Raw genomic sequence first — 22,299 nt, 5'->3', positions numbered from 1 at the left:
CCGTCAGCGGCCGAAGCCGCGCAGCCGGATCCGGCGAGGCTTCGCCCGGCCGCCCGGCCCGGACTTCATCACCCGCGACCGGAACAGCCGCGCGCCGCCGCGCACCAGCAGTGCCACCCAGAGCACCTGCCAGCCGATGGCCATGATATGCGGCAGCAGCGCGGGATCCCGCGCCGCGCGCGCGAGCATCGCGAAAGGCGAGCTGAAGGGCACGAGCACCGCGGCGATCTCCACCGCGCTGCCCGGCTGGGTCATCGCGAAACTGGCGAAGAAGAATACCATGAGCTGCGCCATGGTCACCGGCATGGACAGGGTCTGCACTTCACGCACGGTCGTCGCCATGGAGCCGATAGCCAGGAAGACCGAGCCGAGCAGCAGATAGGCCATAGCGAAGTAGATCACGCCCAGGCCGATCAGCAGCGGCCAGCCGACGGCCGGATCGGGCAGTCTTTCCGGCGATATCCCTCCCCCGAGCCAGAGCAGGCCGCCCGCCGCCGCCCAGGTTGCGATGCCTACCAGCGAGACGCCGAGCATGGCAAAGAGCTTGCCCAGGAACACCGCGTCCATCGGCACGGCGGCCGCCAGCACTTCTATGATCTTGTTGCCCTTTTCCTCCACGAGGTTGGACAGGACCATGCCTGCCAGCATCATCGTCAACAGGAACAGCAGGGTCTGCGCCCCTTGCGCCGTGGCGAAGCGCCCCTTGCGTTCGGCCGCACTGCTGCGCACGACCGGCTGCAGCGCCACGGCCGGATAGCTCAGCGCCGCTCCCGAATGAACCTGGGCGGAGAGCATCGCCACCGGCCCGCCCCAGGCCTGGATCAGGCCCTCCGGACCGGTCAGGACCGGCGCGGCCGGCGTCCCCGTCAGAATCGCGGCAGCGCTGGCCTTGTGCGAGGACAATGCCTGGCGGGCGTCGTAGCGTTCGCCTGGGGCCAGCCTGCGGAGCACCACCAGCCTGGGCAGGTCTTCACCAAGCGCGGGCGCAAGCTGGGCGCGGGCGCGTTCGAGCGCCGCTGCGTCCGCCGCCTGCATGACCACGCCCAGCACCGGGCGTTCCTGGCTGGCATCCACGCGCGATCCAAGGCTGCCCGCCAGCACTGCGATGATGGCGGGGAACAGCGGCCCCAACAGGAAGAAGAAGAAGCTGCGGCTGAACAGGATCGCCGTGAAGTCGCGCCGGGCAACGACCCAGGCGGCAGCGAGAACGGAAAGACGGCCGGAACCCTGCCTCATCGCCCGTCCTCCAGTCCGGGGCTGGCCGCAAGGTCGCGCGCGGCGGCCTCTCCGGCAATGGCGACGAAAGCATCGTGCAGACCCGCCCGCTCGATCGACAGCGAGAGAATGCCAGCATCGCCTTCGATCAGGGCGCGCAGCAAGGGCTCCACACCGCCGTCCGGCAGCGAGAAGTGCCACACCGCCCCCTCGCGCCGGGCATCGGCCGGCAGGGCCGCTCTCCACAAGCCGTCCTGCGCGCGCGTTTCGAGGCGGACCTGCTGGGGGATGCGATCGCGGGCCACGTCCACCGGGCCGGCAAAGGGCACCTTGCCGCCGGCGATGATCGCCACGTCGTCGCAGAGCCGCTCGGCATGGGCGATGACGTGGGTGGAGAAGATCACCGTCGTCCCGCCTTCGGCCAGCTGGCGGATCATGCGCTCCAGCTTGCCCTGGTTCAGCGCGTCGAGACCCGAAAACGGCTCGTCCAGAATCACCAGGCGCGGCTGGTGAACCAGCGTGCCCAGGATCTGCACTTGCTGCGCCATGCCCTTGGAGAGCTGCCGAATCTGCCGGTCCGCGGCATGGCCGAGGCCGTGGCGTTCGAGCAGCTCGTGCGCGCGCCGCCGCCCTTCCCGCAGCGGCAGCCCGCGCAAGGCGCCAAGGAAAGCGATGGCCTCGGTGGCTTTCATCGCGGGATAGAGGCCGCGTTCCTCGGGCAGGTAGCCAATGGCGTGGGCAACGTCGTGCGGGCGCTCGGAGCCCAGAATCCTGCGGATGCCGGCATCGGGATCGATGATGCCCAGCAGCATGCGCAGGGTCGTGGTCTTGCCGGCGCCATTGGGCCCCAGAATGCCGTAGACGGCCCCCATCGGCACCCGGAGATCGACACCGTCGACGGCAGCGAACCCATCGAAACGCTTCACCAGCCCCCGTGCCTCGATGGCGAGGGAGGGCATGGGGGAAGACGCCGGGGAAAGTGCTTCCGAGTTGCTGGCCAAGGACCAATCTCCTACTGCGACGTTCATTCAAGGCACCCGCTGGCCGTTTCCAAGGCCTGCCTATGAACCGAAGAGTCCGCAAGCTTGGTTAACGATGCGCTGAATGTCCTGACCCGCGATCTCGAGGCGCAAGCCCGCGAGCTGGGATTCTGCGCCTTCGGCATAGCCTCGGCCGAAGAGGATGCGGACCGGGCGGCGCGGCTGGAGTCCTGGCTGGCGGAGGGCATGGAAGGTTCGATGGGATGGATGGCGGAGCGCGCCCATCACCGCCGCTCGCCGCAAGGGCTCTGGCCCGAGGCGCGGCGGGTGATCGCGCTGGGCATGAGCTACGCCCCCGCAAGCGATCCTCTGCAGCTGGCCGAAGTGCCGGAAATCGGCCGCATCTCGGTCTATGCGCAAGGCGCGGACTATCACGACTGGGTCAAGAAGGCGCTCAAGAACCTGGCGCGCTGGCTGGTTTCGGAAGCCGACCGGCGCGGGCTGGGTCCGGCGGGCGTGAAAGTCTTCACCGATACCGCGCCGGTCATGGAAAAGCCGCTGGCCGCCGCCGCCGGGCTGGGCTGGCAGGGCAAGCACACCAATCTCGTCAGCCGCGAGCATGGATCCTGGCTCTTCCTGGGCGAGATCTACACCACGCTGGACCTGCCGCTGTCCGCCGAGGGTCGCGATCGCTGCGGTTCGTGCCGGGCTTGCCAGGACGTCTGCCCGACCCAGGCCTTTCCGGCGCCCTACCGCCTCGATGCCCGGCGCTGCGTCAGCTACCTCACCATCGAGCACAAAGGCCCGATACCGGAAGAATTCCGTGTGGGGCTGGGCAATCGCATCTATGGCTGCGACGATTGCCTGGCGGTCTGCCCGTGGAACAAGTTCGCAGAGACCGCCAGCCGCCTGAAAGCCTTCCTGCCGCGCGCGGAACTGACCGCGCCCGAGCTGGCCGACCTGCTGACGCTGGACGATGCAGGGTTCCGCCAGCTGTTCTCCGGCTCCCCGATCAAGCGCATCGGCCGCGACCGCTTCGTGCGCAATTGTCTCTATGCGGCCGGAAACAGCGGGAGCGCCGCGCTGATGGCGCAAGTGCGCCCCTTGCTGGACGACCCGGACCCCGCCATCGCCGAAGCCGCGCAATGGGCCGCCGTGCGCCTCGGCACCTCCCCGCCGCCCGGCGAGGAGGATGGTCCGGCGGTTACAGCAGTTCCTTGAGCGGCTTTTCCTTGTCGGCCAGCGCCGCGAGATCGGGTTTGGCGCCCGCTTCCACCAGCTTGCGGCCCTGCACGTAGTCCTTCACCGCGTTCACGCAGTCGAGCGCCAGGACTTTGCCTTCCTTGAGGTAGATCACCGAGAAGCTGCGGTCCTCGGGATTGCCGCGGATCACGGTCTGGTCGAAGCCCAGGTTGATGCCCGCCGTCTGCAGCCGCAGGTCGTACTGGTTGGACCAGAACCACGGGAACGCCTTGTAGGGCTTGGCATCGCCGCAGATCGCCTTGGCCACGCAAGTCGCCATGTCGTTGGCGTTCTGCACCGATTCCACGCGCATCACCGTGCCGCCTGCAAAGTCGCAGGCGAAAGCCGCGCAGTCGCCGATGGCATAGATGTCCGGCAGCGAAGTGCGGCAATATTCGTCCACGTCCACGCCGTTGGCTCCGGCCGCGCCGGCCAGGATCAGCGGCCCGACCGCCGGGACGATGCCGATGCCCACGATCACCGCCTCGGCGCCCAGGACCTCGCCGCCGGCAAGCTGCACGCCGGTGACCTTGTGGCCATCGCCCACCAGGCAATCGACCGCGACGCCCGTGCGCAGATCGACGCCGTGCGTCCGGTGCTCGCCTTGGTAGAATTCCGAGAGCGGCTCCCCGGCCACGCGCGCCAGCACGCGCGGCAGTGCTTCCAGCAGCGTGACCTTGAGGCCCATCTTCGAGAGCACCGCCGCCGCTTCGAGGCCGATGTAGCCGCCGCCGATCACGACCACGTTCTTCGTGCCCGCATCGATTTCGGCCATCAGCGTGTCGCAATCCTCGCGGGTGCGCACGGCATGGACCCCGGCCAGATCCGCGCCCGAGCACGACAGCCGGCGCGGATCGCCGCCCGTCGCCCAGACCAGCTTGCCGTAGCCGTAAGTCTCACCGTCCGAGAGCGCGAGTTCCTGCGCCGCCGGATCGACTTTGGTCACTTCGGTGCCGAGCTTGAAGGTGATCTCCTTCTCGGCCCAGAACGTCGGCGGGCGGATGTAGAGACGGTCGAAGGTCTTCTCGCGCGCGAAGTATTCCTTGGAGAGCGGTGGCCGCTCGTAAGGATGCTCCGGCTCGCGGCCGATGACGGTGATGGTCCCCTCGAAACCGTTCTGGCGAAGGGCGATCGCGCATTGCGCACCGCCGTGCCCGGCTCCCACGATAACGACGTCTGCCTTGCTCATGGCCGGTTGGGTTCCAGCAATTTTGCCTCCGGGTCAATGCCCCGGCACGAAATTGAATTGCCGTGGAAGACGATATCGCGATTTCGAAGGACAGCCCTCAGGCCCGAGCTTCCTCGAAGGCACCCATCGTCAGTTCCAGCGAACGGATCTGGGCATCGGGATCGAAGATCGCGCCGGAAACGATGAGCTCGTCCGCCTGGGTGCGCTCCACGAAGGCCCTGATCTCGTCCCGCACCCGCGCCGGGGTGCCCACCGCGCTGACCGAGCGCACCTGCTCCAGCATGGCCTTGGCCGCACCCGGCAACCCTTCGCGATAATCGCGGATCGGCGGCGGCAGGCGGCCGGGAGACCCGGTGCGCAGGGCGACGAAGCTCTGGTCCGTGGAGGAGGCAAGATAGCGCGCCTCCTCGTCGGTATCGGCGGCGACGACATTGATGCCGGCCATGAAGTGCGGCTTGTCCAGCACTTTGCCGGGCTCGAAGCGCTCGCGGTAGATCCGGGCGGCCTCGTCCAGCATGGCCGGCGCGAAGTGCGAGGCGAAAGCATAGGGCAGGCCGAGCATGGCCGCGAGTTGGGCACCGAACAGGCTGGAGCCGAGGATCCACATCTGTACGTCCGCGCCGTCGGCCTGGGGCGAGGAAACGCCGCCCACCGCCTGTCCGGCGAAGCGGGCCTGGAGTTCCACGACATCCTGCGGGAACCGCTCGGACGCGCCGTGGATGTCCTTGCGCAGGGCATTGGCGAGCCGCCCGTCCGCACCCGCCGCGCGGCCGAGGCCAAGGTCGACGCGGCCGGGGAACAGCGCAGCCAGCGTGCCGAACTGCTCCGCGATGATGTAGGGCGTGTGATTGGGCAGCATGATGCCGCCCGCGCCAATGCGGATCGTGGAGGTGGCCGCGCCGATATGCGCGAGCACGACCGACGTGGCTCCGCCCGCGATCCCGTCCATGCCGTGGTGTTCCGCCACCCAGTAGCGCGAATAGCCGGCCTTTTCGGCGGCCTGCGCGGTGCGGGCGGAAATGGCGAGCGCTTCGGCGACAGTGCCGCCTTCGCGCACGGAGACGAGATCGAGGACGGAGAGTGGCGTCATGGCTTCGATGTTCCTTCCGGCCCAAGCTGGGCGAGATATTCCTTGGCGGTGGCGGCGGACGGGCTTTCAGGGTTCATCGTGACCACGGAGTTCCAGCTGCGCCGCGCGGCATCGTCGCGCCCGCCGAGCACGGCGATCACGCCTGCTTCCAGCCCGATCTCCGCATCCTGCGGGGCGAGCTGCGCAGCCTTCTCGATCTGGGTCTGTGCCTCGATCAACTGCTTCTGGCGGCGCGCAAGCGTGGCGGAGAGCAGCCAGGCCTGCGCATTGTCGGGATCGGCGGTGCGGGCATCGGCAAGCGCCCGCCCGGCTTCCTCGTTCTGGCCCAGCGAGACGAGCGCGCGGGCGCGGTCGAGCGCGATGGACGCGCCGAGCGAGCCGTCGCTGGCGGTCTTGGCCTCCACGGCGGCGGGCGCCAGCAGGGTCAGCGCCTCGCCTGCCTTGCCGTCGGCCAGGGCGGCATTGCCCGCCATGGCGCCCAGCCGGGCGCGGCTGAGATGGTCGCCGGGATCGGCGGCATCGCGGGCCTGGACGAAGACCGTGCGCGCCTCGGCCCAGCGGTCGAGATCGGCCAGTGCCACGCCCAGGCACAGCCCCGCACGCACGCGCTCGCGGCCCTGGGCGCTGGAAAGCGCCTTGCGCGCGACTTCGGCCGAGCGCTCGGGATCGGCCTCCACCGCCAGCAGGCAGCCGTTCTCGGCCCGGAGCGGCAAAGGCCCTGCGAACTGCGCCGATTCGGTGCGGCGCTTGCGTTCCTCGTCCTCCTTCTTCTCGACGATCTCACGCGGGAGCGCCGAGGCGTAAGGGCTGGAAATGCCCCCCGCGTCGAGGGTGGATTGCATCAGCATGAGGGGAAGAAGGATGGGCATGGAAAGACGGTCCTAGCAGGATCAGGGCAGGATCAAGCCGCCGGATCGCGGGCGAGGACCAGTTCGGCAACCGTGCGGAGAAGCAGGTGGATGTCGGACTCGCGCGAGAGGCGGTGGTCACCGTCCTTGATCAGCGCGACCTGCACGTCGGCTGAACGCAGGCGCTCGGCCAGTTTCACCGAAACGTCCCAGGGCACCTCGGCGTCGCGCTGGCCGTGCAGCAGGCGAACCGGACCGTCGAAGGCGATTTCCTTGCCGAGCATGAGGTTGGCCTGGCCGTCCGCCCAGAAACCGGGGTGAGTGGGGGTAGGTTCAGGACCGTAGGGATTGTCTTCCCAGAGCGTTTCGCCATCCGCCAGAATGTTCTTGTCCATCTGGGCGATGCCCCAGTCGGTGAAGTCCGGCGCGGCCGCCACGCCGATCAGGCCGCGCACCTTGCCGGCCAGCGCCTCTGCCACCATCAGCATGAGCCAGCCGCCCATGGACGAGCCCACCAGCACCACCTGTTCCAGCGCGGCCGCGGCGATCACGGCCAGGATCTCGTCCCGCCAGCGGGAGAGCGTGCCTTCGGCGAAATCGCCCGGACTGTCGCCGCAGCCGGAATAGTCGAGCAGCAGGCAGGGGCGGCCGCTGGCCTGGGCCATCTCGAACAGGGCCGTGGCCTTGCTGCCCGCCATGTCCGACATGTAGCCGGGCAGGAACACGATCGTGGGGCCGGTGCCGGGGGTGAAACGGTGGGCGATACGGCGCCCGTCGGGCAGCTCCAGATAACGTGTCTCGGTCATGGCCGCCCATCTGGGGTCGCGCGGCAGCGAGGACAAGGCCCGGATATCGGCAGAGTTCCGGTTGCGGCCCACACCGATCGCGGCTTAAGAGGCCATCTGGAATTTGCCGAGGGCGAATTTGGCGGACTGGCACCGATCGGAAGATGCCCTGAAGGCATCTGCACCAGGTCGCGGCCCGAGCGCCGGAAACAGGAAGTCGTCCAAGAATGTCCGCGCAGATTCTCGACTTTCCGACCCGCCCCAGCCGGCTCGCCCTGCGCCTCGAATGGTTCGCCACCGAGCGGTCGGTGCTGCTGGCGATCTGGGCGCTCTATTTCGCGCTGCGCGTGGCGGTGCTGCTGATCGACGTGACGCCCACATCCGACGCCGCGTCCTACTTTGCGCGCGCTGCGGGTCTCGCCGCCGGGCAAGGCTACATGGACAAGGGCCTGCCGACCGCGTTCTGGCCCCCGGGCCTGCCGCTGGCGCTTTCCGTGATGTTCCACCAGTTCGGCATTTCGCAAGTCTCGCTGGGGCTGTTCAACCTGGGCGCCTCGATGCTGACCGGGTTGCTGACGCTGGCGCTGGGCCGCCACATCTTCGGCAGCGAGGCGGCGGCGCGCGGCGGCCTGCTGCTGCTGGCGGTCTATCCCAATGCCATCGCCTACGTCCCGCTCGCGCTGACCGAAGTGTTCTACACCATGCTGCTGCTCGCGGGCTGCTGGGCCGTGATGGCGCGCACCAACCGCTGGCAGCTGATCGGCGCGGGACTGATCTTCGGTTTCGCGACTCTGGTGAAAGCGCAGACGCTGGTGGTGGTGCCTCTGATCTTCGCCATCGACTGGCTGCGCGCGCGCGGCATGTGGCGCCGGCTTCCCGGCCTGCTGGTGGAGGGCCTGATCGTCATCGCCGTCGCAGCACTGGTGGTGGCGCCGTGGACGGCGCGCAACCACGCCCGGCTCGGCCACTGGGTCGCCGTCTCCACCAATGGCGGCTACACCCTGCTGACCGGCAACCATGACAGCGCCACCGGCGATTTCACCCCGAACGCCCCGGTCGTGCAGCGGTTCATGGCGCGGACCGACCTCGACGAGGTGGCCAGCGACAAGGAGGCCGCGCGCATGGGTCTCGCGTGGATCCGCGAGAATCCCGGCAAGTTCGCCGCTCTGGCGCCCAGGAAGCTCGTGCGCCTCTGGCTGCCGGACGGAGAGGCGGAATGGGCCTATCAGGGCGGCGCACCGAACTATCCCCGCTTCGAGGCGCTCTACCGCGCGGTCCGCTATGCCAACCAGGGCTACTACGCGCTGCTGATGATCGGGTTCGCCGCGGCTTTCGCGGTGATGACCTTGCGCCGCCTGCGCGAAAGGACGCGCTGGGCGGGATGGTGGCTGCTGCCTTACGGCGTGGCGCTCTATCCGACGCTGATCTGCCTGCTGTTTTCCGGGCAGTCACGCTTCCATTATCCGGTCATGCCCTTCATCTGCATGACCGTGGGCTGGCTTGTGGCAACCGGGGTGGAGCGCCTGGCCTGGGCGCGGCGCAAGCCGACGATCCACTGAGGGATCGGCAGCCGGCCAGATCAGGAGCAGGTCAGAGCAGCGCCGGCCCGATCACGCGCACGATCACGGTCCCGGGCGTGGCCTCGGCGCTTTCGACCTTGCGATGGCTGGAGGTGCGCGCATCGAGCAGGATCAGGCCGATGGCGAGCGCAAGCGCCGCCGCCATCCACAAGCCTATCCCGCCAATTCGACCCGACATCGCTCACCCCTTCAGGAATATTTCCTCGATCCTCATAGCAAAGACCTCGGCAATGCGAAATGCCAGTGGCAGCGAGGGGTCGTACTTGCCGGTTTCGATGGCGTTCACGCTCTGACGGCTGACCTCCAGGCGATCGGCGAGGTCTTGCTGGCTCCAGCTACGCTCGGCGCGCAGGACCTTGAGGCGGTTCTTCAAGAGTGATCCGCCCCGGCCTTCATGCTTCCGAACGTCAGGCGATTGAACAGAGCCCCAACCGCCAGCCCCAGACACCATAACGGCATTACGAAGAACACGGGAAACCGGGGAACTTCCGGCGAATAGAGTTCGAGAATGCCCCACATGCTCGTCGCCGCCAGGGTCATGCCGGTGGCGACCAGAAACTTGCGGACTTCCAGCATGCGCAGATATTCGTCTTCCAGTTCGACGAGCAGGCGGCCCATCGCCCAGAGCCACCCGATCACGGCAAGGCCTGGCAGGATGGAGAGCGAGATAGTCCGCACGTCGGCCGGTGCATGATCGGGAATCAGCGCCGTCGCCAGCGCGATCCCGGCCACATAGGCCAGAGTGATCGGCAAGAAGCGCATCATGTAGCGGCGACGCGCCTGCTGTGTGCCTGCCATCTGGAGTTCCTTTCTCAGTCTCTAGGTCAAGGGTACATGACCATATGTAAAGGACCATTGTCATGACGACTGCATTTAGTCAAGGAGCCTTTACATCGTCTCCGTCGCTCTGGCGGGGTGACTTTTCGCGCGGGAATTGCTACATGCTCGGGCGATGACGCAGCTGCGCACCTTGACCACGACTACTACCACCCGGTGCTTCCGGGGACGGTTGGTCGCGGTCTGAAGGCGCAGCCACCGTCGCCCGGCGTTCGGGCGAGCGGCGTCACTCTCCCGAAAATAGCGCCGATCCTGCTGACGCCGCACCTTCACCCGGCGGCGCGCCTGTGCCATGGCGCCCCAAAGGTTTTCCGCCCGCATGCTCTGGTATGGCATGGGGCAAACGAGAGATGAGTTCGTCCATGTCCGAGATGTTCAAGATCAGCCTGCCCGACGGTTCGGTTCGCGAAATGCCCGAAGGCTCCACCCCGGCCGACGTCGCCGCCGCCATCGGCCCCGGCCTTGCCAAGGCCGCGCTGGCCGCGAAGATCGACGGCGAACTGGTGGACCTGAGCCTGCCCTTCAAGGGCGACGCCAATCTCGCGCTCGTCACCAGCCGTGACGAGGAAGAGGCGCTGGACCTGGCCCGGCACGACTTCGCGCACGTCCTGGCCGAAGCGGTGCAGGCGCTGTTCCCCGGCACGCAGATCACTTTCGGCCCTTCGACGGACGACGGCTTCTACTACGACTTCGCGCCCAATCCGGAGCGCGGGCCGTTCACCGACGACGACCTGCCCGCCATCGAGGCGGAAATGCGCAAGATCATCGCCGCCAACAAGCCGCTGCGCCGCGAGGTGTGGGACCGCGAGACGCTGATCAGCCGCTGGAAGCAGCAGGGTGAGAACTTCAAGGCCGAATGGGCCGCTGAACTTCCGGGCGATGAGCCGCTGACCGTCTACTGGTCGGGCGAGGACTGGCTGGACATGTGCCGCGGCCCGCACCTGCCCTCCACCGGCAAGCTGGACCCGGCCGCCTTCAAGCTGACGCGCGTTTCCGGCGCCTACTGGCGCGGCGACCAGAAGAACGCGATGCTCAGCCGCATCTACGGCACCGGCTGGCTGAACAAGAAGCAGCTCGCCGCGCACCTCACGCGCCTTGAGGAAGCCGCCAAGCGCGACCACCGCAAGCTGGGTAACGAGATGGACCTGTTCCACCTCCAGGCCGAAGCGCACGGCTCGGTGTTCTGGCACCCCAAGGGCTACGTGATCTATCGCGCCCTTGAGGACTACATGCGCCGCGCGATCGGCCAGGCGGACTGCAAGGAAGTGAAGACGCCGCAGGTCATGGACGCGCGGCAGTGGGAAGCCTCGGGCCACTGGGGCAAGTACCGCGAGAACATGTTCGTCATCCCCGACGAGGTGCCCAACACCGAGGACGACGGCCCGATCATCTCGGACGACGCCCAGTGGATGGCGCTCAAGCCGATGAACTGCCCCGCGCACATCCTGATCTTCAAGCAGGGCATCAAGTCCTACCGCGATCTGCCGCTGCGCCTGGTCGAGAACGGCTGCTGCCACCGCAACGAGCCGCACGGCGCGCTGCACGGGCTGATGCGCGTGCGCCAGTTCACGCAGGACGACGGCCACATCTTCTGCCGCGAAGACCAGATCGTCGGCGAAGTGCAGGCCTTCTGCGAGATGGCGGACCGGGTCTACAAGGACTTCGGTTTCACGTACGCGATCAAGCTGGCACTGCGCCCCGATAACCGCATCGGCACCGACGAGCAGTGGGACAAGGCCGAGGCCGAACTGCGCGACGCCGTGGTGCGCGCGGGTCTCGCCACCGAGGAATATGGCTGGGAAGAACTGCCCGGCGAAGGCGCCTTCTATGCGCCCAAGCTGGAATGGCACCTGACCGACGCGATCGGCCGCACCTGGCAGGTCGGCACGATCCAGTCCGACCGCATGCTGCCCGAGCGTCTCGACGCCAGCTACATCGGCGAGGATGGCGCGCGCCACCGCCCGGTCATGCTGCACCGCGCGATCTTCGGTTCCTATGAGCGCTTCATCGGCATCCTGATCGAACACTTCGCCGGCAAGCTGCCGGTCTGGCTCGCCCCGGTCCAGGCCGTGGTCGCCACGATCGTCTCCGATGCCGACGACTATGCGCAGGAAGTGACGAAGAAGCTCAAGGCCGCCGGGGTGCGCGTCGAGACCGACGTGCGCAACGAGAAGATCAACTACAAGGTGCGCGAACACTCGCTGAAGAAGGTTCCGCACCTGCTGGTCGTCGGCAAGCGCGAAGCGGAGGAACAGACCGTCGCCCTGCGTACCCTCGGCGCCGAGCACCAGAAGGTCATGACCCTCGACGAGGCGATTGCCCTGCTCAAGGTCGAAGCCACCGCTCCCGACCTTCGTGCGGACATGCCGGCATGATCAAGCGCGAACTGATCGACACCGCGTGGATCCCCGATGGGGAGAAGCTTGAGCTGTACAAGCACGATCAGGACTACATGATCGTGCTGGGCCACAACGAGCTGATGTCCACGCGCAAGTGGGGCAGCGAGGAAGCTCTCGCCACCATGGCCTGGGATCGCATCAAGGGCGTGACCAAGCGCCCGCACATGCTGATCGGCGGCTACGGCATGGGCTTCACCCTGCGCGCGGCGCTGCGTACCCTGCCTGAGGATTCGAAGCTCACCGTCGTCGAACTCGTGCCCGAGATCATCGAATGGGCACGCGGACCGATGGCCGAACTGGCGCAGGGCTGCCTGGACAATCCGCGCGTGAACCTGGTGATGGGCGATGTCGCCCACATCATCGACGGATCGCGCGCGGCTTACGACGCCATCCTGCTGGATGTCGACAACGGCCCCGACGGCCTCGTGCGCGCGGACAACAACCAGATCTATTCGAAGGTCGGCCTGCGCGCGGCGCGCAATGCGCTGACGCCGGACGGCGTGCTGGCGATCTGGTCGGCCGGTGCGGACCCGGCCTTCACCCGCCGCCTGGAACGCGCCGGATTCAAGGTGGACGAAGTGAAGGTCTCCTCGCGCAGCAACGGCAAGGGTCCGAAGCACGTCATCTGGTTCGCCACGCCGGAGTGACCGGGCAGCAGCGCGATCGGCGCTGCCGGCCTCTCGCTCACGCGGCCTCGCACTCTCCGTCGCCCCCCATGAAGGCGGGGCGACGGTTCCTCGTTTCCCGTAAAAGGCTTTGAAAGAGCGCGATTCCCGCCCCCGCGGGCATGGCGGTGACGCCTACGCGCATCGCTCCCGCGACAATCAGGACGGTAGCGAGCGATCCCGCCGCGCCGCCACCCGCCGCGCCTTCGCGCGTCCCGCGGCGGCGACCAGAACGCTGGTGCTCAGCAGAATCCCGGAGACCAGCACACCCACAGCGACCAGGCCCGCAGGACTGAAATCGGTGCGCGCATCCAGCTTGACCCAGTTACCCAGCTCCACGCTGGCCTTGGCGGTTTGGCGATCCTTGGAGAGACGCTTGAGCGAGCGCATGAGCCGGTGATTCCCTTTGCTGAAACACCGCCAGCCTTAGCACGAAGGCGAAACGGCGATCAGCTCCCGCGAGTCAGCCGCTCCAGCCAGGCCTGCGCCTGCTTCGGCTCGCCAACGGCATCGGATTGCACCGGCCCGCGCGCGGCAAGGAATTCGCGGTGGAGCGCGAACGGCTCCATGTCCAGCTGGTCGCGCAGATCGTCGATCTCGTCGGCGATCTCGCCGAGCGCATCGAGCATCGGCGCCGCCTTGGCCTTGTGCTGCTTGTCCTTCGTATGGCCGAACAGGCCCCACTGCCCCGCCGCCGTCGCCTGCAAGGCTTCGATCAGCGCAGCGCGGTAATCGGTTTCAAGGTCGGCACGGCGGTTGTCCATGCGTTCGAGGCGGTCTGCTCTGGCCATGTGACCGCCCTAGGCCCGCCCGGCGTTCATCACAAGACGTTCACAAGCGGCTCACCACAGGACGCCGTGCTTGTCGGCCACGATCGGCGGCGGTGCTTCCTCGCCGATGGACTGGAGGAGGTCGATCTCGATCGTGCGGCACATCGCATTGAGCGGCAGGTCGTGCACGGTGTTGGCGAAAGGATCGACCAGGTCGTCGCCAATGGCGAGCACCGCCAGGAACATGATGCCCGCGATCGTCGAGCCCAGCGGCGTCGCCACGCCCAGCGTCTCCACCAGGCCGATCGGCAGCAGGATGCAGAACATGTGCGTGAAGACGATCGGGAAGAAACGGTACTGATAGGGTAGCGGCGTGTTCTTGAGTCGCTCCATCCCGCCTTGGGAATTGGCGATATCGACCAGAACGGCCTCCATCTGCGCCTGCTGGATCGTGTCGATCCAGCCCTTGCGCCGCGCTTCGTCGATGCGGTGGCCGGTCTCGTCGAGAATGCCGTTCGCCACGTTGGCGCGCTCCAGCGAGGCATCGGCGTCCCCGCGCGACAGCATGCGCAGGACTTCGGCATCGGGCTTGATGCGGCGCAGCTGGCAGCGCAGCGCGTTGACGTAGGCGATCTGGCGCAGGACGATGCGGCGCTTCAGTTCGGCCGCCTCGGGATCGGGCATGAAATTGCGGGCCGCACGCGCGATGTTGCGGCTGGCATTGATCATCAGCCCCCAGAGGCCGCGCCCTTCCCACCAGCGCTGGTAGGCGGAATTGCTTCGGAAGCCGAGGAACAGCGCCAGCGCCGAGCCGAACAGCGTCACCGGCAGTTCGGGCGCATGGAAGGGCAGCACGAAATAGGTCACCGTGACGATGATGTCCCACACGAACAGCAAGGTCAGCGGTTTCCAGATTTCGCGGAAGATCTGGACAGGTTGCAGCGAGGCAGTGACGATCATTGCTTGGCGGAATCCCCTCCATGCGCCGATGTGGCGGCATGCGAAAGCGCGACAGAAGTGCCCGAAACCGGCCTCAAGGTGAACCAGTCCGCCCTGTCGATGGCGACGAGAAAGCCCAGCACGCCCAGACCGAAGAGCAATAGCAGAAAATTACCGACAAGCGATTGGCGAAGGCGAGTCCGCTCGGCGTCAGACATGTGGCGCATGGTGAGTCTCCTTTTCCAGATACGCGAACGGGTAAACTGGGGAAGGATAATTTCGATTGCATCGAACTTGCGTGACATTTCTTTGCTGCAACGCAGCAGACACGATGTGCGGTGCAGCAGAAACGGCAGGCCGCCGGCCGCTATCGAAAATATTTTGAAATGAAATGGAAATTGTCCGGCATCCGTCGCGATCCGGTTGGACTGGCGGTCAGAAAGGCAGGACATCCTTGGCCAGAATCAGCGCCAGTGCGCAGCCGCACACAAGCGCGGCGCGCAGAAATTCACCCTGCCTGAGGTTCTGAGCGCCATGCGCAAGTGCGACGATACGAGCCATGCATGCGGTAATGCACGGCAACCCCTTGCCAATCCGTTAAAGCCAGTGGTTCCGGGATCGCCCGCGATCAGCGCGACGGCATCTGCTGGCTGGAGCAGTGGAACGAACCACCGCCGGCCAGAACCGCGTCGGCCATGATGCCCAGGGTATCGCGGTCGGGGAACAAGTCCGCGATCGCCGCCACGCCCGCTTCGTCATGCTCCGTGCCGTAGATCGGCACGACCACCAGTTTGGAGGTGATCGCGAAGTTCATGTAGCTGGCAGGCTCAATCCGGCCGTCCGTTTCCACCCGGCCGGGCGAGGGGACTTCGCGCACGGTAACCCCCATGGCCTCGGCACGGGCCTTGGCGTCGGCATAGATGGCGGCATTGGGGTCGTTCGGGCCCGTCGCCCGCGGCAGGGCCAGGACGTTCGCCGCCACGAAGCGGGCGAGGTTGTCGACATGGCCATCGGTATGGTCGTTGATAAGGCCGTCACCCAGCCACAGCACCCGATCATAACCGAGGTCGCGCCGGAGCCGCATTTCCAGATCGCCGCGCGTCAGGTGCGGGTTGCGATTGGGATTGAGCAGGCATTGCTCGGTGGTGGCGACCAGGCCGGTGCCGTCCCCGTCGAGCGCGCCGCCTTCCAGGATCCAGTCCGCCGTCTCGACATCCAGCCCGGCATCGCGCGCCAGTTCGGCGCCGATCTCCTGGTCGCCGTCCATCAGGTACTTGCCGCCCCAGCCATTGAAGCCGAACCGCATCGCCTTCAGCGCACGGTTGCCGTCGGCCACGACCAGCGGTCCGGTATCGCGCAGCCAGACGTCGCCATAATGGCGCACTTCCAGATTCACTTTCGAAGAGACCAGCGAGGCCGCCCGCGCCCGGTTGGCCTCATCGCGCACGACCAGGCGCACTTCCTGCCCCGATTCGGCAACGGCGGATGCGAAAGCGGCCATCTGCTCCTGCGCGGCTTCGAGGAAACCCGGCCATTCGACGGGATCGTGCGGAAATCCGATCCAGATCCAGTCCTGGGCATGCCATTCGGGGGGAAGGGCGAACGTCACGGGGCAACCTCCTTCAGCCGCGGAGCAAGGCCTGCCGCCGCGAATGGCCGAGCCGATAGAAGAGCGCCGCCTTCGGGGCAATGCCGCAATGTCACCGGGTACGCCGGCCTGCCGCCCCGAATTGGCATTCCCGTGCCCGCAGGCGCTTGCCCTGCGCGGCAGCGGCGGGCAGGAAGCCGGGATGGATGCCGAACCCAATGCCGCACCTCAGGCCGACTGGACCGGCGCGATCGCCCGTGCCCGCGCCCATGCTCCCTACCTCTCCAGCGCGCTGGACCGCCTGCCCGCGTTGACCGAACGGCTCGCCGCCGGACAAGGCGATGCCGCCCTGGACTGGGCGCGTGCCGCCGGCGAAGGCGCGCCCAGCGTCGGCGCGGCGTTGCGGCGCGAGAAGCAGGCCCTGGCCCTTGCGCTCGCCATCGGCGACCTGGCCGGAGCCTTCCCGCTGCTCAAAGTGACGGGCGAACTGTCCGCCCTGGCCGACCGCGCGCTGGACGCCGCCATCGCGGAAGGCATCCGCCGCCGCGTGCCCGATGCCGAGCCGGCCGGCTTCCTGGCCCTCGCCCTTGGCAAGCACGGCGCGGGCGAGCTGAACTACAGCTCGGACATCGATCCGATCCTGCTGTTCGACCCCCAGCTGCTCCCCCGCCGCGAACGCGACGAACCGGGCGAAGCGGCCCAGCGCGTGGCGCGCGCCGTGGTGGAAACGCTGGCCGGCGTGACCGACGAGGGCTACGTCTTCCGCACCGATCTGCGCCTGCGCCCGGCCTCCGAGGTCAGTCCGCTGGCGATCTCGATCAACGGCGCGCTGACTCATTACGAATCATCCGCCCTGGCCTGGGAACGTGCCGCCTTCATCCGCGCCCGCGCCTGCTCGGGCGACATTGCCGCGGGGGAGGCTTTCCTCGCCGCGATCCGCTCGTTCGTCTGGCGCAAGAGCCTCGATTTCGGCGCCATTGCCGAGATCGGTCGTCTCACCGCGCAGATTCGCGCCAATAGCCGCGGCAGCGTGACGGTCGGTCCCGGCTTCGACCTCAAGAAGGGCCGCGGCGGCATTCGCGAGGTGGAGTTCTACGCCCAGACTCACCAGCTCATCCACGGCGGCCGCAACCCCGCGCTGCGCCTGCGCGGGACGCGCGCCACCCTCGATGCCCTGGCCGAAGCGGGTCTGGTCCCGCCCGAGGATGCCCGCCTGCTGGGCGAAAGCTACGACCGCCTGCGCACCGTCGAGCACCGCCTGCAGATGATGCAGGATCAGCAGACCCATTCGCTGCCCGTGAAGGAAGACCTGCTTGACGAAGTGGCCCGGCTCGACGGCCTGCCGGACGGCGCGGCACTGATCGCCGAACTAACCCGGATCACCGATGCCGTGGGCGAGCGCTACGATGCACTGGTCATGGCCAACCTGCCGCCGGGCAGTGGAACCGGCGGGGGCTCCGCGGTAGCCGTGCCGGCGCCAGCTCAGGAGGATCTGCGCGACGAACTCATGCGCATGGGTTTCGCCGATCCCGACGCCATGGTCTCGCGGATCGAGGGCTGGCTCTCCGGCCGGATGCGCGCCTTGCGGTCCGATGCCGCCAGAGTGGCTTTCGAGGCGATCCGCCCCGGACTGCTCGCCGCCCTGGCCGCCGCGCCGGAACCGGAGCGCGCCATGGCGCGGTGGGAGCAACTGCTCAACAACCTGCCCACGGCGATCAACCTGTTCCGCCTGCTGGAGGCGCGCCCCGCCCTGATCGAACGGCTGGCGCGGATCCTCAGCCTGGCCCCGCCGCTGGCCGATGCACTCGCCCGCCGCGCCGACCTGCTGGACCCGCTGATCGACGCCAGCGCCTTCGACCTGCCCGGCACCCTGCCCGAGCTGGTCGACGAATTCGGGCGATTCGAAGCCGGTGACGATTACGAGCGCAAGCTCAACACCGTGCGCCGCAAAGTCGGCGATCGCCGCTTCGCTCTCGGCGTGCAGCTGATCGAAGGCGTCAACGATCCGCTGGAGATCGGCCATGCCCTCGGCCGCATCGCCGAAGCCGCGCTGGTGGTTCTCACCGATGCCGCCGTGGCGGAATTCCGGGAGGTTCACGGCGAAGTGCCGGACAGCGAGCTGGCAGTGCTGGGCCTCGGGCGGATGGGCGGCGGCGTGCTCACCCATGCCTCCGACCTCGATCTCATCTACCTGTTCACCGGCGACTTTGCGGGCGAATCAAACGGCCGCCGGCCGCTTGGCGCCACGCTCTACTACAACCGCCTGTCCCAGCGCGTGACCGCCGCGCTCTCCGTGCAGACGGCCGAGGGCGCGCTCTACGAAGTGGACACGCGCCTTCGCCCCTCCGGAGAGCAAGGCCCCCCCGCCGCCAGTCTCGAAAGCTTCGCCCGCTACCAGCAGGAGCAGGCCTGGACCTGGGAGCACATGGCGCTCTGCCGCGCGCGGGCGCTCTACGGCAGCGAAGAGGCGCGCGGCCGCCTCGCCGCGATCGTCCGCGACGTCCTCACCGCGCCGCGCGATCCGGTGAAACTGCGAACCGACGTCCTGGAAATGCGCGCGCGCATGGCCGAACACAAACCGCCCAAGGGTCCGCTCGACGTCAAGCTGATGCGTGGCGGGCTGGTCGACCTCGAATTCCTGGTTCACTTCACCCAGCTTCGCAGCGGCGCCGGCCTGGATGCGGATCTGGGCGAGGCGCTGCGCCTGCTCACTGCGCAGTCCCTGCTCCCGGCCAGCCTGCAGCAGGCACACGACGTGCTGACCCGCCTGCTCGTGGCCGCCCGCCTGCTGGCGCCCGATTCGCTCAAGCCGGTCAGCGCCGCCTGCATGGCGCTTGTTCGCGCATGCGGCTATGGCGACTGGCAGGACCTCGAAACCAGCCTGGCCCAGGCCCGCGCGCAAGTGGCGGCAGCATGGGCGGAGGCCTTCGACGAAGCACTGGAGATTTCCCGATGACCACCCGCCTTCCCGAAACCGGCGACACTTTCCCCGACGTCGCGCTCGAAACGCCCGAAGGCGGCAGCATCAAGGCCTCGGACTTCGCAGGGCGCAAACTGGTGGTGTTCTTCTATCCCAAGGACAGCACCCCGGGCTGCACCACCGAAAACATCGAGTTCTCGGCCCTGAAGGATCAGTTCGAAGCGGCGGGCACCGCGCTGCTCGGCGTCAGCAAGGACTCGGCGAAAAGGCACCAGAACTTCATCGCCAAGCACGATCTCAAGGCCCCGCTCGCCACGGACGCAGAGGAAAACGGCCTCTCCGACGCGCTCGGCATCTGGACCGAAAAGCAGAACTACGGGCGCACCTATATGGGCATGGTGCGCACCACCTACCTGATCGGACCGGACGGCAAGATCGCCCGCGTGTGGAACAAGGTGAAGGTCAAGGACCACGCCCAGCAGGTGCTGGAGGCCGCGAAGGCTCTCTAATGTCCCGTTCGCCGGTAAAGACCCGATCCGTCGCTTCCGCGATCCGCGAGGCGCTGCTCGAATGCGATCCACGCGCGAAGGCCATGATGACGCGCAAGGTCGCACGCGATTGGCGGCTCGGCCGGCTTTCCTTCGTGTTCGACGTGGCCATGCCCACGGTCCCGGGACGGCCGGAAGCGCCGGAACTTCTGCCCCCGAGCCGCATGCCCAAGCGCGGCAAGGGCGGCTCGGAACGCGGGCGAATCGCACTCTGGCACGCCCTCGCCCATATCGAATTCGTGGCGATCGACCTTGCACTCGACATGGCGGGTCGATTCGGCGGCGAGATGGACGAACGCTTCGTCGGCGATTTCCTCTCGGTCGCCGCCGACGAGGCCATGCATTATGCGCTGATCGACCGTCATCTGCGCGGCCTCGGCAGCCATTACGGCGCCCTGCCCGCGCATGACGGCCTATGGGAAGCGGCCGGAAAGACGTCGCATGACGTGGCGGCCAGGCTCGCCGTCGTGCCGATGGTGCTCGAAGCACGCGGCCTGGATGTTACCCCGGCCACCCTCGATCGGGTGAAAGCCAATGGCGACGAGCGCGGCGCGCGCATCCTCCAACGAATCCTTGACGATGAAATCCGGCACGTTCGGTTCGGCGCAATTCATTTCGCCGAGGTCGCCGAACGGTTGAACGAGAGCCGGAACGACCTCTGGAAAACCCTGGTTTCCCGCCACTTTGGAGGGGCTGTTAAGCCGCCGTTCAACGACTCGGCGCGCCTCGCAGCCGGTTTACCGCGCGATCTCTACGCCAGTCTTGCTTGATCGCAATCGTTCGGCATAACTCCAGATCACGAGACGGCGGGGGGTTCCGACCATCTCCAGTTAAGGGTTTGCGCGACGCGCCGCTGTGCGTGTTCGTCATAAATACAGGCGTCGCAGGCTAACGCTCGCGGCGGATAACAAGGTATTGCGAGTGGTCGTAACGAAATTCTTCGCCAAGTTCCGCGCAGTGACCGGTGCCGTCGCCGTCGCAGGATCTCTTGTCGCCGCTCACCCGGCGATGGCCAACAGCAGCGCTGCCGCTGCCGACATTTCCGCCCCGCTTCGCTCGGCCCAGGCCGCGAACCAGTCGGCCGGCGGAGAAGACGAACAGTTCCACAACCTTTTCAGCTCCTGGCAGAACTTCGAGGAAACCGGTCTGGCTTCGGCCAAGGCCAAGCCTTCGATCCCTGGTGCCGCCAAGCTTGGCGCGGTCTCGATCCCTTCGCGCACGCCGCTTGAAGGTCTCAAGCTGACCAGCAGCTTCGGCATGCGCAACCACCCGATCCTCGGCGGTCGCCGTGCCCACAAGGGCATCGATCTCGGCGCCCCGATCGGCACGCCCATTTATGCCACTGCCGACGGCGTCGTCGGCAAGGCCGCCTGGTTTGGCGGCTATGGCCTCTTCGTTGCGCTGGAACACGGCGGCGATCTCGAAACCCGTTACGGCCACATGTCGCGCCTCAACGTTGCCGAAGGCCAGATGGTCCACAAAGGCGACGTGATCGGTTTCGTCGGCACCACCGGCAATTCGACCGGCCCGCACCTCCATTACGAAGTCCGCGTCGACGGTGAAGCCGTCAACCCGATCCCCTACATGCAGGGCGATCGCATGGCGGCAGCCGACTCCGATTCGACGGGCGGCTGATAGAGTTCCAGATCGGCCAGGGACTGCGCAAAGACAGCCCAGCCAACACGGTTTGGAGAGGAGGGAAGAGGCGGCCGAAAGGCCGCCTTTTCTTATGCCCGCAGCACGAATGCGGCGTTGGATACCGTTCGGAGATAGGATGCCGAATGTGGACGTGGGCTATTTCGATAAGCTCATGGATGTACTGCGCATGATGATACCGGGCTCGCTGCCCGGATACCAAGCGGGCTTCGTGAACGCCGAGCAATCCTGCCCCGCGCGCATGACCAAGCCGTCCCGGTTTAGGATGCCATTGGCTGGTCCTCCTCACTCGATACAGCCGGCCAAGGTATGAGAATCGAGGCGGCCTGACGGATCACGCCGTACAAGAGCCTCCTCGGTGTTGATGACGTTACCCCTAGGTTTCACCCAATGCGGATTAGAGCCGGGTAGCTCCGTTACGCATGGGCGCGGGTCGAGCAATGGCCTGCGTAGCGGAGCCCGTAGGGCCTAGCGCAGCATGCCATTGCTTATTCAGTTCAGTGGCGAAGGCCCCAAGGTCTCGTATTCAAGCGATGATTCCGGCCTCTCCTGGTTGTAGTCCTCGGCCCAAGCGAAGATCACCACGCAGACATGGTCCAGGCTTGGAAGCAGGGTCTCATTGAGCAGCTCGTTGCGAATGCAACCGTTGAAGCTCTCGACATGGCCACGCTGCATAGGCTCGCCCGGGGCAATATAGCACCACTTCACCCCGACCTCCCGGCACCAGGCACGGACGGCGTTCAAATCGCCTAATTAAGCTTGGAGAAAAATCCCGGCGTCATGTCAGACCAGGTCCGGTTGCCGAGCGCGTCGCGGGTATAGCCAACTGCACTCGCGAGGTGCTCTCCCTGCGGCGTGCTCCCCCTCTCGGGTTCTGCCGGCGTGTGTGCGGCACCAAGGCGCGCCCATGCGAGCGCGCTTGCCTGGCCTGTGCCGTGCGTGTGTGTATCGGATATGTTCATGGTTGCGGGGGCAGGATTTGAACCTGCGACCTTCAGGTTATGAGCCTGACGAGCTACCGGGCTGCTCCACCCCGCGTCACCATTGA

At 67.1% G+C, this 22,299-nt stretch carries 23 protein-coding genes, 1 tRNA gene and 1 pseudogene; 8 read left to right on the top strand and 17 right to left on the bottom strand.

Going from position 1 to position 22,299, the window contains the following annotated elements; all coding sequences use genetic code 11:
* Positions 1 to 3 precede the first annotated feature (3 nt).
* Both EDF58_RS22745 and EDF58_RS22740 read right to left on the bottom strand, forming a co-directional pair.
* On the bottom strand, positions 4 to 1,236 hold the full coding sequence (locus EDF58_RS22745; protein ID WP_132269719.1) for an ABC transporter permease: 1,233 nt from the start codon (positions 1,234 to 1,236) through the stop codon (positions 4 to 6).
* Complete coding sequence (locus EDF58_RS22740) at positions 1,233 to 2,174, bottom strand: ATP-binding cassette domain-containing protein (protein WP_243654456.1); 942 nt, start codon at positions 2,172 to 2,174, stop codon at positions 1,233 to 1,235. The genes EDF58_RS22745 and EDF58_RS22740 overlap by 4 nt, the downstream gene beginning before the upstream one ends.
* 126 nt (positions 2,175 to 2,300) lie before the next feature.
* Between EDF58_RS22740 and queG the strand changes: the two genes are divergently transcribed.
* A complete protein-coding gene (gene queG / locus EDF58_RS22735; RefSeq protein WP_132269716.1) occupies positions 2,301 to 3,416 on the top strand; it encodes a tRNA epoxyqueuosine(34) reductase QueG in 1,116 nt (371 codons plus the stop codon).
* Here queG and EDF58_RS22730 read toward each other — a convergent pair.
* The 4 genes from EDF58_RS22730 to EDF58_RS22715 form a co-directional block, all read right to left on the bottom strand.
* Entirely contained in the window at positions 3,400 to 4,626 is a 1,227-nt protein-coding gene (locus EDF58_RS22730) for an FAD-dependent oxidoreductase (RefSeq protein ID WP_132269714.1), read from the bottom strand. The two genes, queG and EDF58_RS22730, sit on opposite strands and share 17 nt — an antisense overlap.
* 97 nt (positions 4,627 to 4,723) lie before the next feature.
* Positions 4,724 to 5,716 carry an LLM class flavin-dependent oxidoreductase gene (locus EDF58_RS22725; RefSeq protein WP_132269712.1) on the bottom strand — a complete coding sequence of 331 codons (993 nt, stop codon included), beginning with the start codon at positions 5,714 to 5,716 and terminating at the stop codon, positions 4,724 to 4,726.
* Positions 5,713 to 6,585 (bottom strand): tetratricopeptide repeat protein, encoded by an 873-nt coding sequence (locus EDF58_RS22720; RefSeq protein ID WP_132269710.1) that lies wholly within the window; start codon positions 6,583 to 6,585, stop codon positions 5,713 to 5,715. Before EDF58_RS22720 ends, EDF58_RS22725 begins: the two co-directional genes overlap by 4 nt.
* A 32-nt stretch (positions 6,586 to 6,617) precedes the next feature.
* Positions 6,618 to 7,370 carry an alpha/beta hydrolase gene (locus tag EDF58_RS22715; protein WP_132269708.1) on the bottom strand — a complete coding sequence of 251 codons (753 nt, stop codon included), beginning with the start codon at positions 7,368 to 7,370 and terminating at the stop codon, positions 6,618 to 6,620.
* 206 nt (positions 7,371 to 7,576) lie between these two features.
* Here EDF58_RS22715 and EDF58_RS22710 point away from each other — a divergent pair, with 206 nt between their 5' ends.
* Positions 7,577 to 8,908 carry a glycosyltransferase family 39 protein gene (locus tag EDF58_RS22710; RefSeq protein ID WP_132269706.1) on the top strand — a complete coding sequence of 444 codons (1,332 nt, stop codon included), beginning with the start codon at positions 7,577 to 7,579 and terminating at the stop codon, positions 8,906 to 8,908.
* Positions 8,909 to 8,939: 31 nt separating this feature from the next.
* On the opposite strand, the gene EDF58_RS25990 is transcribed toward EDF58_RS22710, so the two are convergent.
* Genes EDF58_RS25990 through EDF58_RS22700 form a run of 3 tightly spaced genes read right to left on the bottom strand, consistent with a single transcriptional unit; the run spans position 8,940 to position 9,727 of the window.
* Positions 8,940 to 9,107 carry a hypothetical protein gene (locus EDF58_RS25990; protein ID WP_165921540.1) on the bottom strand — a complete coding sequence of 56 codons (168 nt, stop codon included), beginning with the start codon at positions 9,105 to 9,107 and terminating at the stop codon, positions 8,940 to 8,942.
* A gap of 3 nt (positions 9,108 to 9,110) precedes the next feature.
* Entirely contained in the window at positions 9,111 to 9,302 is a 192-nt protein-coding gene (locus EDF58_RS22705; RefSeq protein ID WP_132269704.1) for a helix-turn-helix transcriptional regulator, read from the bottom strand.
* Complete coding sequence (locus EDF58_RS22700; protein WP_132269702.1) at positions 9,299 to 9,727, bottom strand: hypothetical protein; 429 nt, start codon at positions 9,725 to 9,727, stop codon at positions 9,299 to 9,301. The genes EDF58_RS22705 and EDF58_RS22700 overlap by 4 nt, the downstream gene beginning before the upstream one ends.
* Before the next feature lie 401 nt (positions 9,728 to 10,128).
* On the opposite strand from EDF58_RS22700, the gene thrS reads away from it, so the two are divergent.
* Together thrS and EDF58_RS22690 are read left to right on the top strand one after the other, a co-directional pair.
* On the top strand, positions 10,129 to 12,141 hold the full coding sequence (gene thrS, locus EDF58_RS22695; RefSeq protein WP_132269701.1) for a threonine--tRNA ligase: 2,013 nt from the start codon (positions 10,129 to 10,131) through the stop codon (positions 12,139 to 12,141).
* Positions 12,138 to 12,812, top strand: coding sequence for a spermidine synthase (locus EDF58_RS22690; protein ID WP_132269699.1), 675 nt, complete (start codon positions 12,138 to 12,140; stop codon positions 12,810 to 12,812). Before thrS ends, EDF58_RS22690 begins: the two co-directional genes overlap by 4 nt.
* A gap of 177 nt (positions 12,813 to 12,989) precedes the next feature.
* Here EDF58_RS22690 and EDF58_RS22685 read toward each other — a convergent pair whose 3' ends face one another.
* The 6 genes from EDF58_RS22685 to EDF58_RS22665 form a co-directional block, all read right to left on the bottom strand.
* Positions 12,990 to 13,220, bottom strand: coding sequence for a hypothetical protein (locus EDF58_RS22685; protein WP_132269697.1), 231 nt, complete (start codon positions 13,218 to 13,220; stop codon positions 12,990 to 12,992).
* Between the two features lie 59 nt (positions 13,221 to 13,279).
* Positions 13,280 to 13,621, bottom strand: a complete 342-nt coding sequence (locus tag EDF58_RS22680) for a hypothetical protein (RefSeq protein ID WP_132269696.1) — start codon at positions 13,619 to 13,621, stop codon at positions 13,280 to 13,282.
* Between the two features lie 51 nt (positions 13,622 to 13,672).
* A complete protein-coding gene (locus EDF58_RS22675) occupies positions 13,673 to 14,560 on the bottom strand; it encodes a bestrophin family ion channel (protein ID WP_132269694.1) in 888 nt (295 codons plus the stop codon).
* Positions 14,557 to 14,991: a hypothetical protein gene (locus tag EDF58_RS26520; RefSeq protein ID WP_243654452.1), complete on the bottom strand. Its 435-nt coding sequence runs from the start codon at positions 14,989 to 14,991 to the stop codon at positions 14,557 to 14,559. The genes EDF58_RS22675 and EDF58_RS26520 overlap by 4 nt, the downstream gene beginning before the upstream one ends.
* Positions 14,975 to 15,100 carry a hypothetical protein gene (locus EDF58_RS26680; RefSeq protein ID WP_279388340.1) on the bottom strand — a complete coding sequence of 42 codons (126 nt, stop codon included), beginning with the start codon at positions 15,098 to 15,100 and terminating at the stop codon, positions 14,975 to 14,977. Before EDF58_RS26680 ends, EDF58_RS26520 begins: the two co-directional genes overlap by 17 nt.
* A gap of 67 nt (positions 15,101 to 15,167) precedes the next feature.
* Positions 15,168 to 16,148, bottom strand: a complete 981-nt coding sequence (locus tag EDF58_RS22665) for an agmatine deiminase family protein (RefSeq protein WP_132269692.1) — start codon at positions 16,146 to 16,148, stop codon at positions 15,168 to 15,170.
* Between the two features lie 181 nt (positions 16,149 to 16,329).
* Between EDF58_RS22665 and EDF58_RS22660 the strand changes: the two genes are divergently transcribed.
* From EDF58_RS22660 to EDF58_RS22645, 4 genes are all read left to right on the top strand, one after another.
* A complete protein-coding gene (locus EDF58_RS22660) occupies positions 16,330 to 19,083 on the top strand; it encodes a bifunctional [glutamine synthetase] adenylyltransferase/[glutamine synthetase]-adenylyl-L-tyrosine phosphorylase (RefSeq protein ID WP_132269801.1) in 2,754 nt (917 codons plus the stop codon).
* Positions 19,080 to 19,556, top strand: a complete 477-nt coding sequence (locus EDF58_RS22655) for a peroxiredoxin (protein ID WP_132269691.1) — start codon at positions 19,080 to 19,082, stop codon at positions 19,554 to 19,556. The genes EDF58_RS22660 and EDF58_RS22655 overlap by 4 nt, the downstream gene beginning before the upstream one ends.
* A complete protein-coding gene (locus EDF58_RS22650) occupies positions 19,556 to 20,365 on the top strand; it encodes a ferritin-like domain-containing protein (RefSeq protein WP_132269689.1) in 810 nt (269 codons plus the stop codon). The genes EDF58_RS22655 and EDF58_RS22650 overlap by 1 nt, the downstream gene beginning before the upstream one ends.
* Before the next feature lie 151 nt (positions 20,366 to 20,516).
* Positions 20,517 to 21,230, top strand: coding sequence for a M23 family metallopeptidase (locus tag EDF58_RS22645; RefSeq protein WP_243654451.1), 714 nt, complete (start codon positions 20,517 to 20,519; stop codon positions 21,228 to 21,230).
* A gap of 418 nt (positions 21,231 to 21,648) precedes the next feature.
* Here the strand turns inward: EDF58_RS22645 and EDF58_RS26515 are convergent.
* Together EDF58_RS26515 and EDF58_RS22635 are read right to left on the bottom strand one after the other, a co-directional pair.
* Positions 21,649 to 21,992, bottom strand: a pseudogene (locus EDF58_RS26515) (transposase); the annotation flags it as partial.
* Between the two features lie 220 nt (positions 21,993 to 22,212).
* Positions 22,213 to 22,289, bottom strand: a tRNA-Met gene (locus EDF58_RS22635).
* Positions 22,290 to 22,299: the final 10 nt, after the last annotated feature.

Origin of the sequence: Novosphingobium sp. PhB57, assembly GCF_004342985.1 — a bacterium.
In the GTDB taxonomy this organism is placed as follows: domain Bacteria; phylum Pseudomonadota; class Alphaproteobacteria; order Sphingomonadales; family Sphingomonadaceae; genus Novosphingobium.
This window is presented reverse-complemented; position numbering and strand designations above follow the sequence as displayed.